Annotated in this window: 10 protein-coding genes; 6 read left to right on the top strand and 4 right to left on the bottom strand. The window is 45.1% G+C overall.

The window, feature by feature from the left end:
• Positions 1-13 precede the first annotated feature (13 nt).
• The 6 genes from BLQ16_RS00600 to BLQ16_RS00575 are packed head-to-tail and all read left to right on the top strand — an operon-like array spanning position 14 to position 7,219.
• Positions 14-2,377: an FtsK/SpoIIIE family DNA translocase gene (locus BLQ16_RS00600; RefSeq protein WP_242868920.1), complete on the top strand. Its 2,364-nt coding sequence runs from the start codon at positions 14-16 to the stop codon at positions 2,375-2,377.
• 15 nt (positions 2,378-2,392) lie between these two features.
• A complete protein-coding gene (gene rimO, locus BLQ16_RS00595) occupies positions 2,393-3,748 on the top strand; it encodes a 30S ribosomal protein S12 methylthiotransferase RimO (RefSeq protein WP_091790818.1) in 1,356 nt (451 codons plus the stop codon).
• The gene (gene pgsA / locus BLQ16_RS00590; RefSeq protein WP_091790817.1) at positions 3,735-4,250 is read left to right on the top strand and encodes a CDP-diacylglycerol--glycerol-3-phosphate 3-phosphatidyltransferase; all 516 of its coding nucleotides are present in this window, start codon (positions 3,735-3,737) and stop codon (positions 4,248-4,250) included. The genes rimO and pgsA overlap by 14 nt, the downstream gene beginning before the upstream one ends.
• A gap of 26 nt (positions 4,251-4,276) precedes the next feature.
• Entirely contained in the window at positions 4,277-5,332 is a 1,056-nt protein-coding gene (mltG, locus tag BLQ16_RS00585) for an endolytic transglycosylase MltG (RefSeq protein WP_091790816.1), read from the top strand.
• Positions 5,325-5,999: an O-methyltransferase gene (locus BLQ16_RS00580; protein WP_159427917.1), complete on the top strand. Its 675-nt coding sequence runs from the start codon at positions 5,325-5,327 to the stop codon at positions 5,997-5,999. The genes mltG and BLQ16_RS00580 overlap by 8 nt, the downstream gene beginning before the upstream one ends.
• On the top strand, positions 5,996-7,219 hold the full coding sequence (locus tag BLQ16_RS00575; protein ID WP_091790814.1) for a peptidase U32 family protein: 1,224 nt from the start codon (positions 5,996-5,998) through the stop codon (positions 7,217-7,219). The genes BLQ16_RS00580 and BLQ16_RS00575 overlap by 4 nt, the downstream gene beginning before the upstream one ends.
• A gap of 142 nt (positions 7,220-7,361) precedes the next feature.
• Here the strand turns inward: BLQ16_RS00575 and BLQ16_RS00570 are convergent, their stop codons facing one another.
• From BLQ16_RS00570 to BLQ16_RS00550, 4 genes are all read right to left on the bottom strand, one after another.
• Complete coding sequence (locus BLQ16_RS00570; RefSeq protein ID WP_091790813.1) at positions 7,362-8,675, bottom strand: thymidine phosphorylase; 1,314 nt, start codon at positions 8,673-8,675, stop codon at positions 7,362-7,364.
• Positions 8,676-9,051: 376 nt separating this feature from the next.
• On the bottom strand, positions 9,052-10,224 hold the full coding sequence (locus BLQ16_RS00560) for a phosphopentomutase (RefSeq protein ID WP_091790811.1): 1,173 nt from the start codon (positions 10,222-10,224) through the stop codon (positions 9,052-9,054).
• Between the two features lie 20 nt (positions 10,225-10,244).
• Positions 10,245-11,147: a site-specific tyrosine recombinase/integron integrase gene (gene xerA, locus BLQ16_RS00555; protein ID WP_091790810.1), complete on the bottom strand. Its 903-nt coding sequence runs from the start codon at positions 11,145-11,147 to the stop codon at positions 10,245-10,247.
• A gap of 12 nt (positions 11,148-11,159) precedes the next feature.
• Positions 11,160-13,328: an ATP-dependent helicase gene (locus BLQ16_RS00550; RefSeq protein ID WP_091790809.1), complete on the bottom strand. Its 2,169-nt coding sequence runs from the start codon at positions 13,326-13,328 to the stop codon at positions 11,160-11,162.
• Positions 13,329-13,335: the final 7 nt, after the last annotated feature.

Below are 13,335 nucleotides of genomic sequence, written 5' to 3'. Positions count from 1 at the left end.
GGAGGTGACGTCCGTGACAAGAAAAAAAACGCTTGATCGATCAAATATTGTCTTGCGCGTTTTAAGCGGTCTAGTGCTAATTGTTTTAGCTGGATATATGATTTGGATTTTAGCGCGAGGGGCCGGTGTTCATCCCTCTAATTTAGGGGAAGAGTTGGGCGTTCTCGGTGCATTCTTTTATCGTGTGATTCATTCGTTGGCCGGTTCTGGCGGATGGCTTGTTCCTATTTTAGTCGGTGCTGCCGGCGTTCATTTGAGCATTCCGAGATTTTCGCCGAACCGCCGTCAAGTGATTGCTTTTATCGGCATTGCGGTCCTGTTTTTAGGCATGAAACACTTAAACATTGAACCGGAAAAAAGTTTTGCCTATGGAAGAGATGGCATTGGCGGTGGGTTGATTGGCGCGCTTGTGTCATTTTTGTTCGTCAAGTTATTTGGGGCAACAGGTACCCGCTTTATCATGCTGGCAGGTATGGTTTTGTTTTTATATTACGGCTCTAATGGTAAATTGTTGGTTTGGTTGGCATTATTGGCGCAAAATGCCCGCCCTGCTCTGGCGCGATTTGTTCAACAGTTTAAGCATTTCGTGTTTGTGGACGATCAGTCTGGTCTGCCAGAGAAGAAGGATGAGGGTTTATTCGCCAAAATGCGTCAGCGCCTGCCCAAGCGAGAACATGCATCACAAATTGATAAAGCAGGTGATGTCAAGGCTCTGCCCAAAAAGGCTTCTGCAAAGAAAAAAATTACCATTAATAATAATCCTGAAAATGACCAAACAATTTTTATCAGCAATTTAAAAGAGTTTGAAGAAGAACTGAGGGAAGAGGAAACACGCCAAAAAGTTCAATCCTATGTTGAGAGCGGCTTAGCGGATGCTGTGGCCTCTCAGGCGCATTCGCCACAGCAAATATACCATTTGCCATCTGTTGATTTATTGGAGGATATCCCTAAAAAAGGCTTGGATATCAATCAAGATGAAATTGACAGCAATGCAAAAATTTTAGTGGATACTTTAGCGAATTTTGGTGTTAATGGAAGCATTAACGCAGTCAGTGTGGGGCCAACCATCACTGAATATGAATTTCAGCCGGCAGCCGGTGTTAAGGTCAGTAAAATCCTCAACTTGTCCGATGATTTGGCTTTAAACTTGGCAACAACCGGCATCCGTATCCAGGCGCCCATTCCGGGCAAGCCTGCCGTTGGCATTGAAGTGCCGAATAAAAGGGCGCGGGTTGTCCGGATCAAAGAACTGATTGCCGGGCAGGCTTTTCAGGCCGCTGAGAGCCCTTTGAGCGTTGTTTTAGGTAAAGACATTAGCGGGCAATCCATCATTACAGATTTATCAAAAATGCCCCACCTGCTGATCGCTGGTTCTACCGGATCCGGGAAAAGCGTTTGCTTAAACGCTTTGATTATGAGCCTCTTGTATAAAGCAAAACCGTATGAAGTAAAGCTGTTGATGATCGACCCTAAAATGGTTGAACTGGGCAACTACAACGGTATTCCCCATTTGCTGGCACCGGTCGTAACCGATCCTAAAAAAGCGGCTGCAACCTTACGGTGGGCTGTCAAAGAAATGGAAAGCCGCTATGAAAAATTTGCTGCCAGCGGAGCAAAAGATATCCGCCGGTACAATGAAAAATGTTTGGAACGTCAAGCCAAGGGTGAGTTTTCAGCGGAAACAGAAACTTTACCGAACATCGTTATTATCATTGATGAGTTGGCCGATTTAATGATGGTGGCACCGGCTGATGTGGAAGATGCCATCTGTCGATTGGCTCAAATGGCGCGTGCCGCCGGTATGCACCTGGTGATTGCGACGCAACGGCCCTCTGTTGATGTCATTACCGGGATTATTAAGGCAAATATTCCATCTCGTATTGCCTTTGCCGTATCCTCCCAGGTGGATTCACGGACCATCTTAGACATGGGTGGGGCTGAAAAATTATTAGGCCGCGGGGACATGCTCTTTTATCCGGCAGGCATGGCCAAACCAAAACGTGTTCAGGGCGTTTTCGTAACAGATGATGAAATTGATGCTGTCGTTGATGCCGTTAAAGCGGAAGCCAAACCGGATTACAATGAAGATGTGATGGCGGCTGAAAATATCGCAGCAGAAATGAAAAATCAGACGGACAGCGATGAAGCGGCATACGATGATTTGATTGGAGAGGCTTGCCGGCTCTTTATTGAAAATGGTCAAGCCAGCATCTCCATGCTGCAACGTCATTTCCGCATTGGCTATACACGTGCTGCGCGGATTATTGATCAACTGGAAGAATTGGGCTATGTGGGTCCTTATGAAGGCAGCAAACCGAGGCAAATCAAGATGACTATGGAGGAGTATGATCGCCAATTTGGCAATCAACAAAAATAACGGAGGAAGTACTGCGTGAAGAAGATTTACATCGAAACCCTGGGTTGCGCCAAAAATACTGTATATAGTGAAGTGATGGCAGGTTTATTGTCTTCCGGCACTTTTGAATTGACGGACCTACCGCACGAAGCGGAAGTCATCATCGTCAATACCTGTGGCTTTATAACAGCGGCAAAAGAAGAATCCATTAATACATTGTTGGCATATGCCGACTATAAAGAAAGTGGCAAACTCGAGCTTTTAATTGCCTTGGGCTGCCTGGTACAAAAATATGCAGATGAGCTAAAATCGGCCATGCCGGAAGTCGATTTGTTTTTAGGGACGACCGGTTATGATCATATTGTGGAAATTATCCAAGAGTATTACGGCCACTCAACAGACCCCATCCAGGTTGATACTTACTGGCGTTTACCGGGAACAGAGGACTATGCCGGCAGGCTGGTTAGCACACCAGATTATTATGCCTACTTGTCGATTGCAGAAGGCTGTAACAACCGCTGCTCTTATTGCGCCATCCCTGATATGCAGGGCCCTTATCGGTCAAGAGCTTCGGAAGATATTATTGCTGAAGCAAAAAAATTAGCGGCAGAAGGCATCCGTGAGCTGATTGTTATTGCCCAAGATACCACCTACTATGGCATTGATTTAACCGGAAAACCTCAACTGGCCAACCTCTTGCATGAGCTGTGTCAAGTCCCGGGCCTTGACTGGATAAGGGTTTTATACGCCTACCCAGACCACATTACGGATGACTTAATCCATTGCTTTAAAACGGAAGAAAAAATATGCCATTATATCGACATTCCTTTACAGCACATAGATGATGCTATTTTAGCCTCCATGCGGCGACATATTACACGGGCAGAAATTGAAAATATTTTAGCCCGTTTTCGTCAAGCCGTTCCGGACATGGTTTTCCGGAGCACCTTTATCACCGGTTATCCGGGCGAAAGTGATGAGCAGTTTGACCAATTGCTGCAGTTTTTGCGAAAGGCCAAGCTAGACCGTGTCGGTGTTTTTCCTTATTCGCAGGAAGATCATACGCCTGCTGGCCAAATGACCAATCAGGTGCCGGAAGATGTTCGTGAAGAACGAGCTGAAAGGTTGATGGAAGAACAATTTCAAATTATGCAAGATAAACATCGGGCAGCTGAAGGCGAGGTTAGAGAAGCGGTTATTGAAGAAATTAGCCCTGATATTCCCGGGCTCTACCTGGCACGGAGTTATGCGGAAGCGCCGGAAATTGATCCCTTTATTTTGCTCAAGGCAGCGCCTGGTGCCCTTCAAGTAGGGGATGTTGTTCAAGTCCGTTTAACGGGTGTTGATGAATACGATCTTGTCGGGGAGTTGATAATTGATGAACTTGCCTAATATGTTGACCACCGCCCGCATGGCGATGATTCCAATATATTTAATTGCACAAATGATTGGCTCAGGAAGGTCCGCCATTTTTGCCGCCGTCATATTTCTGCTTGCCTCATGTACAGATTTTTTAGATGGCTATTTGGCACGAAAAAATAACCTGGTGACCAATTATGGTAAAATCATGGATCCACTGGCGGATAAATTATTGGTGCTGACCGCTTTAATTGCCCTGTGTGTACAAAATAAGGTGGCTATTTGGGTGGTCATTATCATACTGGCCAGAGAATTAGGTATTACCAGTTTGCGTGCGGTTGCTTCTTCAGAGGGCATTGTCATTGCGGCCGGTCCCTGGGGAAAATTTAAAACAGTGACCCAAATGGTGGCCATTTTTCTGCTTATTTTAGAATGGCCTTTTGGTACGGCCTTGATTTACATCGCCGTTCTTTTAACGATCGTATCAGCGGTAGATTATCTGGTGAAGTTCAGTCGAAAGATCTCCTGGCAATAACTTTTAATCCCTACTGAGGTGAGCATATGGCATCATCCCGAAAAAATCATAAAAGTACCCGCCGAATTCGTTGGTATGCTATTTTGCCGGCTTTGATCCTCATTTGTGTGATCGGGTTTGTATTTTACAATCATCTTGATGGTAACGTATCCGGTGACGAAATTGCCAATTTGGAAGAAACTGAACGCGTTGATTTTGTTGTAGACCCAAGCGATAATCTTGAAACCATTGCTATGCGTCTGGAACATGAAGGCTTAATCAAAAATAATGCCAACTTTATCGCTTATGTTAAGGCTCATTGCAACAATGCAAAAGCTCGCCCGGGAACCTATCGTCTTAGTGCCGCTATGCCACTCAAGCGCATCAGTATGATTGTTATGCGGCCAAAAGGTGCTGCTCGTGTCATCACCATCCCACAAGGGGTAACCCTGAGTGACATTGCTACCTTGTTTGAAAAAAAAGAAATTTGTAGTAAAAAGGAATTTTGGAAAACAGTACGAAACGGCGCTTTTGAAGGGTATCCTTTTCTTGTATCCCCCGGTCAGGATGATACCCGATTGGAAGGTTACTTATTTCCCGGCACTTATGAATATGAAGATAATATGGATTCGGAAAGCATTATGGAGCTGATGCTGGATAATTTTTCCGCTCACTTTGATAAAATTCCAAAGCGAACAAATAAATTAAACGATCGCGAAACCGTTATTCTAGCCTCTATGCTGGAACGTGAAGCGCGTAGCGACGGTGAAAAGCCCGCGATTGCTTCTGTATACGTTAATCGCTTAAAGAAAAACATGCCCTTACAGTGTGATGCCACCATTGTATATGCCATGGGCGCACCGGGCAGGTCTTTGAATTATGCTGATTATGAGTTGAAGTCGCCTTATAATACTTATCAGCACAAGGGATTTCCGCCATCGCCCATCTGCAATCCAAGCATGACTTCCTTGGTCGCTGCGGCAAACCCTGCAAAGACAAATTATTACTTTTACCTTTTTAACACTCAAACACACAATGCTCACGTTTTTGCAAGCACCTATGAAGAACACCTTAAAAATAGAAAGATATACGGTTATGACTGATACCATTGAACAAGCTTATCCAAACCAAAGCGCCTATTTAGAGGCGCTTTTTCCTGAATATCAACAAATACAGCAAATGCGCACCTATGCTCAGGACCATCACATTCCTGTCATTACACCGGAAATTGCTTCAGCTTTGCGGTTAATCGCCCAATTGACCCAGCCGAAAAAAATTTTAGAGCTGGGAACGGCCATCGGTGTGTCAACGGCTACTTTTGCTGAAGCACTGCCGAATACCTTGATTGTCTCTGTTGAACTAAACGATCAGCGCTTTCGATTGGCCAATCAATTTTTACAGCCTTGGCTTCTAAAAGAGCGAGTCGTATTGCTTCAAGAGGATATCCGAAGCGCTAACTTTTGGACCCATCCGCAGTTGACAGAGGACAGTTATGACCTGATATTTGTAGATGCGGCAAAAGGCCAGTACCTATTTTTGCTGGAAAAATTGTGGGCACGATTATCTGTAGGTGGGGTTATGATTTTTGACGATGTGCTTCAGCACGGTTGGGTAGCCACCTTGAACTATCCAAACCATCGTCAAAAAACAGCCGTCATGCGGCTGCGGCAATTTATGCGCCACGTGACGCAAAATAAAAATGCCCACATCTTACCGATTGATGACGGACTGCTGGTTTTGGTAAAAGAGGGAAAGGAATCAGATGAATGAATACAGTTGAACTTTTAGCGCCTGCCGGTGACTTTGAAAAATTAAAATTTGCTTTTCACTATGGGGCAGATGCTGTTTATTTGGCCGGACAGCGTTTTGGTTTGCGCGCTTTTGCCGGTAATTTTTCTGATGAAGAACTCGTAACAGGTATCCGTTATGCCCATGAAAAAGGTAAAAAAGTTTATGTGACCATGAATGCCTATCCCCACAATCCGGATTTAGAGGGACTGACCAGCTATGCCCGTTTCTTAGAAGAAATTCAGGCAGATGCCATCCTGGTGGCTGACCCGGGGGTATATTGGCTTATCCGGCAGGCCGGGGTTAAAACGCCCATCCACATCAGCACCCAGGCCACCATTGTCAATTGGGCCGGCATCCGTTTCTGGGAAGGAATGGAGGGGGTAGAGCGGGTTGTTTTGGCGCGGGAGTTATCTCTGGCAGAAATAAAAACGATCCAGGAAAAAACATGCGCTGAATTAGAAGTCTTTGTCCATGGCGCCATGTGTATGTCTTATTCCGGCCGCTGCCTTCTCAGCAATTATTTAGCTGACCGTGATGCCAATCAAGGCGCATGTGCACAACCGTGCCGCTGGCGCTATGCATTGGTTGAAGAGAAACGGCCAGGCGTCTATTATCCGGTGGCTGAGGACAATAAGGGAAGCTATATTTTTAACTCTCATGATTTATCCACCTTGGCCCATTTGGAGGACATCATTGCCACCGGGGTTCAATCGTTAAAAATAGAAGGGCGGATGAAAAGCGTCTTTTATCTGTCAACGGTTGTAAGAGCCTATCGAAATGTCTTAGATGCTATTATGGAGCAGCGTTTAACGACCGAGTTGTTAACCTATTGGGAGGGCGAACTTGAAAAAGTCAGCCATCGGCCCTATACGTCCGGCTTTCTTTACGGCCGTCCTGAGGACCATGCTATAAACCCCGAATTTTCTGAGCCAATCAAGCCCTATGCCTTTTGTGGCGTGGTCTTAGACTATGACCCAATGACCCACTTGGCTAAAATAGAGCAACGCAACAAGATGGTTATTGGCGATAAATTACAATTTTTTGGCAAAAATTTTCCCGAAATGGATTATAGCATTGAAAAAATGTACGATGAAAATATGCAGCCGATTACAGAAGCACCACATGCGCAAGAAATCATTTACATGCCTGTTGAGCACCCCTTAGAGTCTATGGATATCTTGCGCAAAGCTCAAAATTAAATGGACCAGCTAAAAAGTAAAGAAAACCCAAATCAAAAAGGGAAAAGGGACCAATCCGGTAAATGAGATTGGTCCCTTTTGATAATCACTCAGCTTAAATCTTCCCATAATATGTATTATGTAAACTTTTTGAGCCGGTGGTTTAATTTTCTATTTGAAAAGGATTAACGTCAACGCTTTCGTCAATGGTTATGCCTGCTTCCAGTTCGTCAAGGATTGGATAAAGCAGCTCACTACGCTCAATATCATACTGTAATGATGCAATCCGCTCGCCAACAAAAACAGTATCGCCAATGTGCTTATCCAATACAATGCCTGCTGCCGGATGAATTGGATCGTTTGCCAAGGCGCCAGCCCCTAAGTTATGGGCCACTTGACCAAAAACTTTCGCATTCATGCCTGTGATGCGCCCGGCTTTTTTGCTGTAAAAATCATAGCTGAATTCGGTTTCTTCAGCCAAGGCTTCTTCTAAACAGCCACCTTGTGCAGCAACCATCTGCTGAAATTTGTTCAGGGCGCTACCGTCTTGCAAGGCCTGCCGACATTTTTCAGCCCAATCCATGTGCTTTTCTTTCGAGGGATCAGCATAGTGTAACATTTGCGCGGCCAGTTTGATCGAAAGTTTTGTTAAAATACTTTCTGGTTCATGTCCACTTAAAATCCGGACGGCTTCTTGAACTTCCAAGGCATTACCAATGGCATTGCCAAGGGGTTCATTCATATCAGATAAAATGGTCGCACAAGGCTTGTGAAAATATTCGCATGTTTTCTGCAAGCGGTCCGCAAGAATGACCGCCTTATCGTAGCTGGTCATAAAAGCCCCCTGCCCGTATTTAACATCGAAAACAAAGGCATCGGCGCCTGATGCTATTTTTTTGCTGATAATGCTGGCAGTAATCAATCCGGCCTCATCAATCAGACCGAGGTGGTCGCGCAATTGATATATTTTCTTGTCGGCCGGGGCCAATTCGCCCGTGGCAGAGCCAATATACAAGCCTATTTTGGCAACCTGATTGGCGATTTCCTGCTCATTAAAATCGGTGCGCAAGCCTGGAATGCTTTCTAATTTATCCACAGTGCCGCCGGTATGCCCCAAGGCCCGTCCTGACAGTTTTACGACCGGATACCCAAAGGAGGCAACCAAGGGAATGACAATTAGCGTGGTTTTATCTCCAATGCCACCGGTGCTGTGCTTATCCACCAGGCGGTATTGGCCCTTATTTCTTAGGGCCTCCGGCCATGTTAAAACGTCTCCGGAGGCCGCCATGGCTTTGGTTAAAAGAATCGTTTCTTCTTCATTTAAGCCATGAATATAGCAAGCGGTAATCCAGGCAGACATTTGTGCCGGCGTAACGGTTTCCTGAATGAAACCGCTGACCATATGATCAATGGATGCCTCAGTTAAAGGCTTTCCATGCGCCTTGTCGGCAATATAATTTTGCGTGCTTTTAAGCATAAGACCTCCTGAATTTATATAAGCGTGTAATAATAAAAAGACATTCCCAGCAATGCTAGAATATAAATGATGCTATGAAAGGGATATAATCTTTTCTGAAGGCTGAGTAAGATATTTGTTTCTAAGGCTATCGCAGGTATTAAAAAGACGCCTAGCATAGAGTTGACATATATTTGCCTGGGGCCATCGTGCATGATGGGTATTTGATCTGGGAGCTTTTTTAGAAAAAAGATAGCGACAATAAACATGCCGGCTATGATTAACAAATTTACCTTAAAGTCTTTGAGGCCGCTGGACTTATCATTTAAAGGAAAATAATCTCTTAGCACTTTACCCTTCCTTTATCTTGACAATAAATTGTATTTCTTTCAGATTTTTAGTTAGTCTTGGTTAATCGACTGACGAACGACCGACCGGCACCTTGATAGGTTACCTCAAATAAATTGGCAATGGTGTGGGCAATATCAGCAAATGTACTGCATTCGCCCAGATATTGGCCATGCCTTATTTGTGGGGAATAAAAAACCACCGGTGTTTTCTCCCGTGTGTGGTCTGTGCCTGCAGCTCCAGGATCGCAACCATGATCAGCCGTTAATATGAGCCAGTCCTCTTGCTTTAATGTCTTTAAAATTGCCGGTAATTGCTCGTCAAAATCCAAAAAGGCCTGTGCGTAGCCTTCAGGGTCTCTGCGGTGTCCGTATAGCATATCAAAATCCACTAAATTCACAAATACAAATCCATGGGAGATTTCTTGGGCAATTTGAAGGGTTGACTGAACCGCTTCATCATTATTATGCCCGGGAAATGTGCCATTAAAAGTAACGTTTGGAAAAATACTGCTGATTTTTCCAACGGCATAAATAGGCACATCAGCTGCCGATAAAGCGGTTAATAAATGCCCTTCCGGGGCAGGAACGGTATAGTCCCGTCTGTTCGCCGTACGTGTAAAAGGGCCAGTCGCTGGTCCAATAAAGGGCCGGGCAATGATGCGGTTCACACACTCATCCGGTGCGGTAAAATCATGTCTGAGCCTTTCACATAAGGCGTATAATTCGTCTAAGGGCACGATGCTTTCATGAGCAGCGATTTGCAAGACGCTGTCCGATGATGTATAAACGATTAACGCTCCCGTTTCCATATGGGTCGGCCCCAGGTCTTGAATGATCTCTGTACCCGATGCCGGCCGGTTGCAAAGGACCTCCCGTTGGGAGACGGCTTTTATGTGGTCGATCATCTGCCTTGGAAATCCTTCCGGGAATACGGGAAAGGCTTTGTCACTGATGAGTCCGGCAATTTCCCAATGACCGACAACCGTATCCTTTCCCTTTGAAGCTTCGGTGGCTTTGGCGGTAAAAGCTGTACCGGCACGCGGATGCTCTTTCTGTAATTCTGTTAATCCCAGTTCTTTTAAATGAACAGGTTCTTTATTTTTCGGCAGGTGCTTTAAAACGGTGGCCAAGGTGTTCACATCGGCGGCGTCGCCAAATTGCTGCGCATCCGGTGTGGCACCAATGCCCAAACTGTCTAACACCATTAGGATAATTTTCATAATGCTACCTTTCTTATCGGTTATCCACGCGGGTGTGCCGCTCTGTACTGGGCCAATACGGCATCATCTGCAACGTGGGTGTAGATTTGTGTCGTTGAAATATCGGCATGCCCCAAGAGCTCTTGTATCAACCTTAAATCAGCTCCGCCGGCCAATAGATGGCTGGCAAATGAATGACGCAGCGTATGCGGCGATAAGTGTTGACTCACCGGCAATCCGGCTTGTTGGCCGTAACGCTTTATCATTTTCCAGATGCTCTGGCGCGATAAGGGGCCTCCTCTATTGTTTAAAAAAACATAAGGACTTTTTCGCGCGTTTTTTTGTTTCAAACGGCCCTTCAGCATATAATTTTCCAAGGCGGATTTTGCGGCATCTCCATAAAAGACCAAACGCTCTTTATGTCCTTTACCAAAAACGCGAACCAGTTGTTCTTCCGGTAAAATTTGTTGCAACTCTAAAGCGGATAACTCGCTGACCCGCATACCTGTTGCATAAAGCAATTCTAAGATAGCCGCATCTCTCAGCCCCGGCATGGTTGATGCATCAGGGGCCTGTAAAAGCCTTGTCACCTCTTCAACGGTCAGCACATCAGGCAGTTGTCGATTTCGATGCGGACGCGCCCACTGATAGGTGACGGTGATTGCATCTGGGTGAACGGTGCTTAAATACTTAAAAAAACTGCGTAAGGCTGCGGTACGCCGTGCAACGGTGCTCGGCGCAAAACGCCGACCGGCATCTTGCAGATAAGACGCGATGTCTTCATCTGACCAGTCGGTCGGCGTTTTAGGCGCACAGGTGTTGATAAAGTCTTTGACGTCCTGCAGATAGGCTTCTTGTGTTTTATCGCTCAAGCCCCGTTCAAGATCCAAATAAATTTGATAATCTTTGAGCAAATCCGAGATGACCAAATCTGAACGCTTCATGTGGACCTCCTGCTAATCTATTTTTTCAATAGGCGCATAGGCAGAAATCAGTTTTTTAAGGCCCATTTCCGGAAACATAACGCTGATTTGGGTGAAGGGCCCCTTATTATCCACAGCAACGACTGCGCCCTCCCCCCACAATTGGTGGCTAATCTTATCGCCAACATAAAATTCCACAGCATTGGCTTTGGGGCGCTCGGCGTGCTTGTTTTCTTTTGCCGGACTTGTTTTATGATGACGGCTGTTTAAGTCATCCAAAACGAGGGGTGGAATTTCGTCAATAAAGCGCGATGGCGCATTGGACTGCCCCTTGCCGTACAGCATCCGCTTTTGTGCGCGCAAGAGAAATAAATGGGACTTGGCTCGCGTGATGCCGACATAACAAAGGCGTCGTTCTTCTTCCAGTTCACTCTCATCCAGGAGGCGATAAGCATGTGGAAAAACGCCTTCTTCCATACCGGGAATGAAAACAACAGGAAATTCTAACCCTTTGGCTGAGTGAAGCGTCATAATCGAAACCGAATTTTGTCTGGCTGAATAGTCATCCGTATCTGTATATAGGGCCAGATCAGAGAGGAATACCGTTAAAGCAGCATCTTCCAAATCATCATGTGTATCATCAAATTCTGCTGCTGTGGCAAGAAATTGATTGAGATAATCCAAGCGCGTTTCAGCATCAACGCTGTCCTCATTGAGGAGCATATCGCGATAGCCGCTTTCATCGAGTATGAATTCTGTTAATGTCGCAAGGCTGTAAGTCTTGCGGTATATTTTTTGCGCATCGGTGATAAGGGCTAAAAATTCGCCAATGGCTTTTAAAATTTTCTTGGTGGTGATGACCTCATTGGCACGTGCTAAGGCTTCTAAACCGGATATAGAGGCTGTCTGCATCAGCTTGCGAATTTTATCAATGCTTCCATCGCCGATGCCACGGCGCGGTGTTTGCAAAGCGCGCTCTAAAGCCAGCATATCATATGGATTCGCCAAGATGGTCAGATAAGCAAGCATGTCTTTAATCTCTTTACGGCTGTAAAATTTTACGCCGCCAAAAATCCGGTAGGGGATTTTTCTTTGAATAAAATCTTCCTCAATTTTTCGGAACTGAGCAGTCATCCGGCAAAGCACGGCAAAATCTTTGTACTGCAGGCCAGTGCCTTCTTCGCCCATCAATTGCTGGATATGGCGTGAAATAAAAAAAGCTTCATCCGTATCGTCTAAAGCCATATATAGCTTGACCTTGTCCCCTTCATTGCGATCCGTCCAAAGGTTTTTCTCTTTTCGCTCGATATTATTGGCAATCACACCGTTCGCAGCCTTTAAAATAAACTGTCCAGACCGGTAATTTTTTTCCAATTTAATCACTTTTGCCTCTGGATAATGCTGCTCAAAATCCAGGATGTTTCGAATATCGGCGCCACGCCATTCATAAATGGATTGATCGTCATCGCCAACCACACATATATTTTTGTAGTGGTCTGCCAGGAGTTTGATAAAAATGTATTGAGCATAATTTGTATCTTGATATTCGTCAACCATAATATATTGAAAGCGGTCCTGATATTTTTTTAGAATATCGGGGTTATTTTGAAACAGCTGGATCGCTTGATAGATGATATCATCAAAGTCCATTGCATTTTGACGGCGTAGGGCTTGTTGATAGCTCATGTAGAGGTCTGCCAACTCTGTGCCGCTTTCATCCCCTTCAGCAGCTTTACGCGTATCTTCAGGACTGTGCAAAGCGTTTTTTTCACGGGAAATATCTGCTAAAACGGATCTTGGAGAAACAGATTTCTCATAAATGTCCGATTCTTTTAAAATACGTTTAATCAGCGTTAGCTGATCTGCTGAATCGTAAATGACGAAATTATCTTCGTATGGGATAAAGTCGCTTTCAAAACGCAAGATTTGCAAAGCCGTGGCGTGAAATGTTTTCGCCCATACCCTCTTTCCAGCAGGGCCGGCTAAATTGATAATGCGTTCCTGTAATTCTTGGGCAGCTTTATTCGTGAAGGTTATGGCTAAAATATGATAAGGCGATACGCCTTTTTCTTCAATTAGATAAGCAATACGATAGGTAATAGCTTTCGTTTTGCCGCTTCCGGCACCGGCTAAAATCAGCAAGGGCCCCTCTGTTGTTTCAACGGCTAAGCGTTGGGCATCATTTAAATCTGATATCTGCACACCATAT

The sequence above is a fragment of the Peptococcus niger genome, assembly GCF_900101835.1.
Taxonomy (GTDB): Bacteria; Bacillota; Peptococcia; order Peptococcales; family Peptococcaceae; genus Peptococcus; species Peptococcus niger.
This window is presented reverse-complemented; position numbering and strand designations above follow the sequence as displayed.

What these genes read in the sequence shown, in the direction of transcription:
- mltG (WP_091790816.1), top strand. Translation starts at nt 4,277, where the DNA reads ATGGCATCATCCCGAAAAAATCATAAAAGTACCCGCCGAATTCGTTGG.
- BLQ16_RS00580 (WP_159427917.1), top strand. Translation starts at nt 5,325, where the DNA reads ATGACTGATACCATTGAACAAGCTTATCCAAACCAAAGCGCCTATTTA.
- BLQ16_RS00560 (WP_091790811.1), bottom strand. Translation starts at nt 10,224, where the DNA reads ATGAAAATTATCCTAATGGTGTTAGACAGTTTGGGCATTGGTGCCACA.
- pgsA (WP_091790817.1), top strand. Translation starts at nt 3,735, where the DNA reads ATGAACTTGCCTAATATGTTGACCACCGCCCGCATGGCGATGATTCCA.
- xerA (WP_091790810.1), bottom strand. Translation starts at nt 11,147, where the DNA reads ATGAAGCGTTCAGATTTGGTCATCTCGGATTTGCTCAAAGATTATCAA.
- BLQ16_RS00575 (WP_091790814.1), top strand. Translation starts at nt 5,996, where the DNA reads ATGAATACAGTTGAACTTTTAGCGCCTGCCGGTGACTTTGAAAAATTA.
- BLQ16_RS00570 (WP_091790813.1), bottom strand. Translation starts at nt 8,675, where the DNA reads ATGCTTAAAAGCACGCAAAATTATATTGCCGACAAGGCGCATGGAAAG.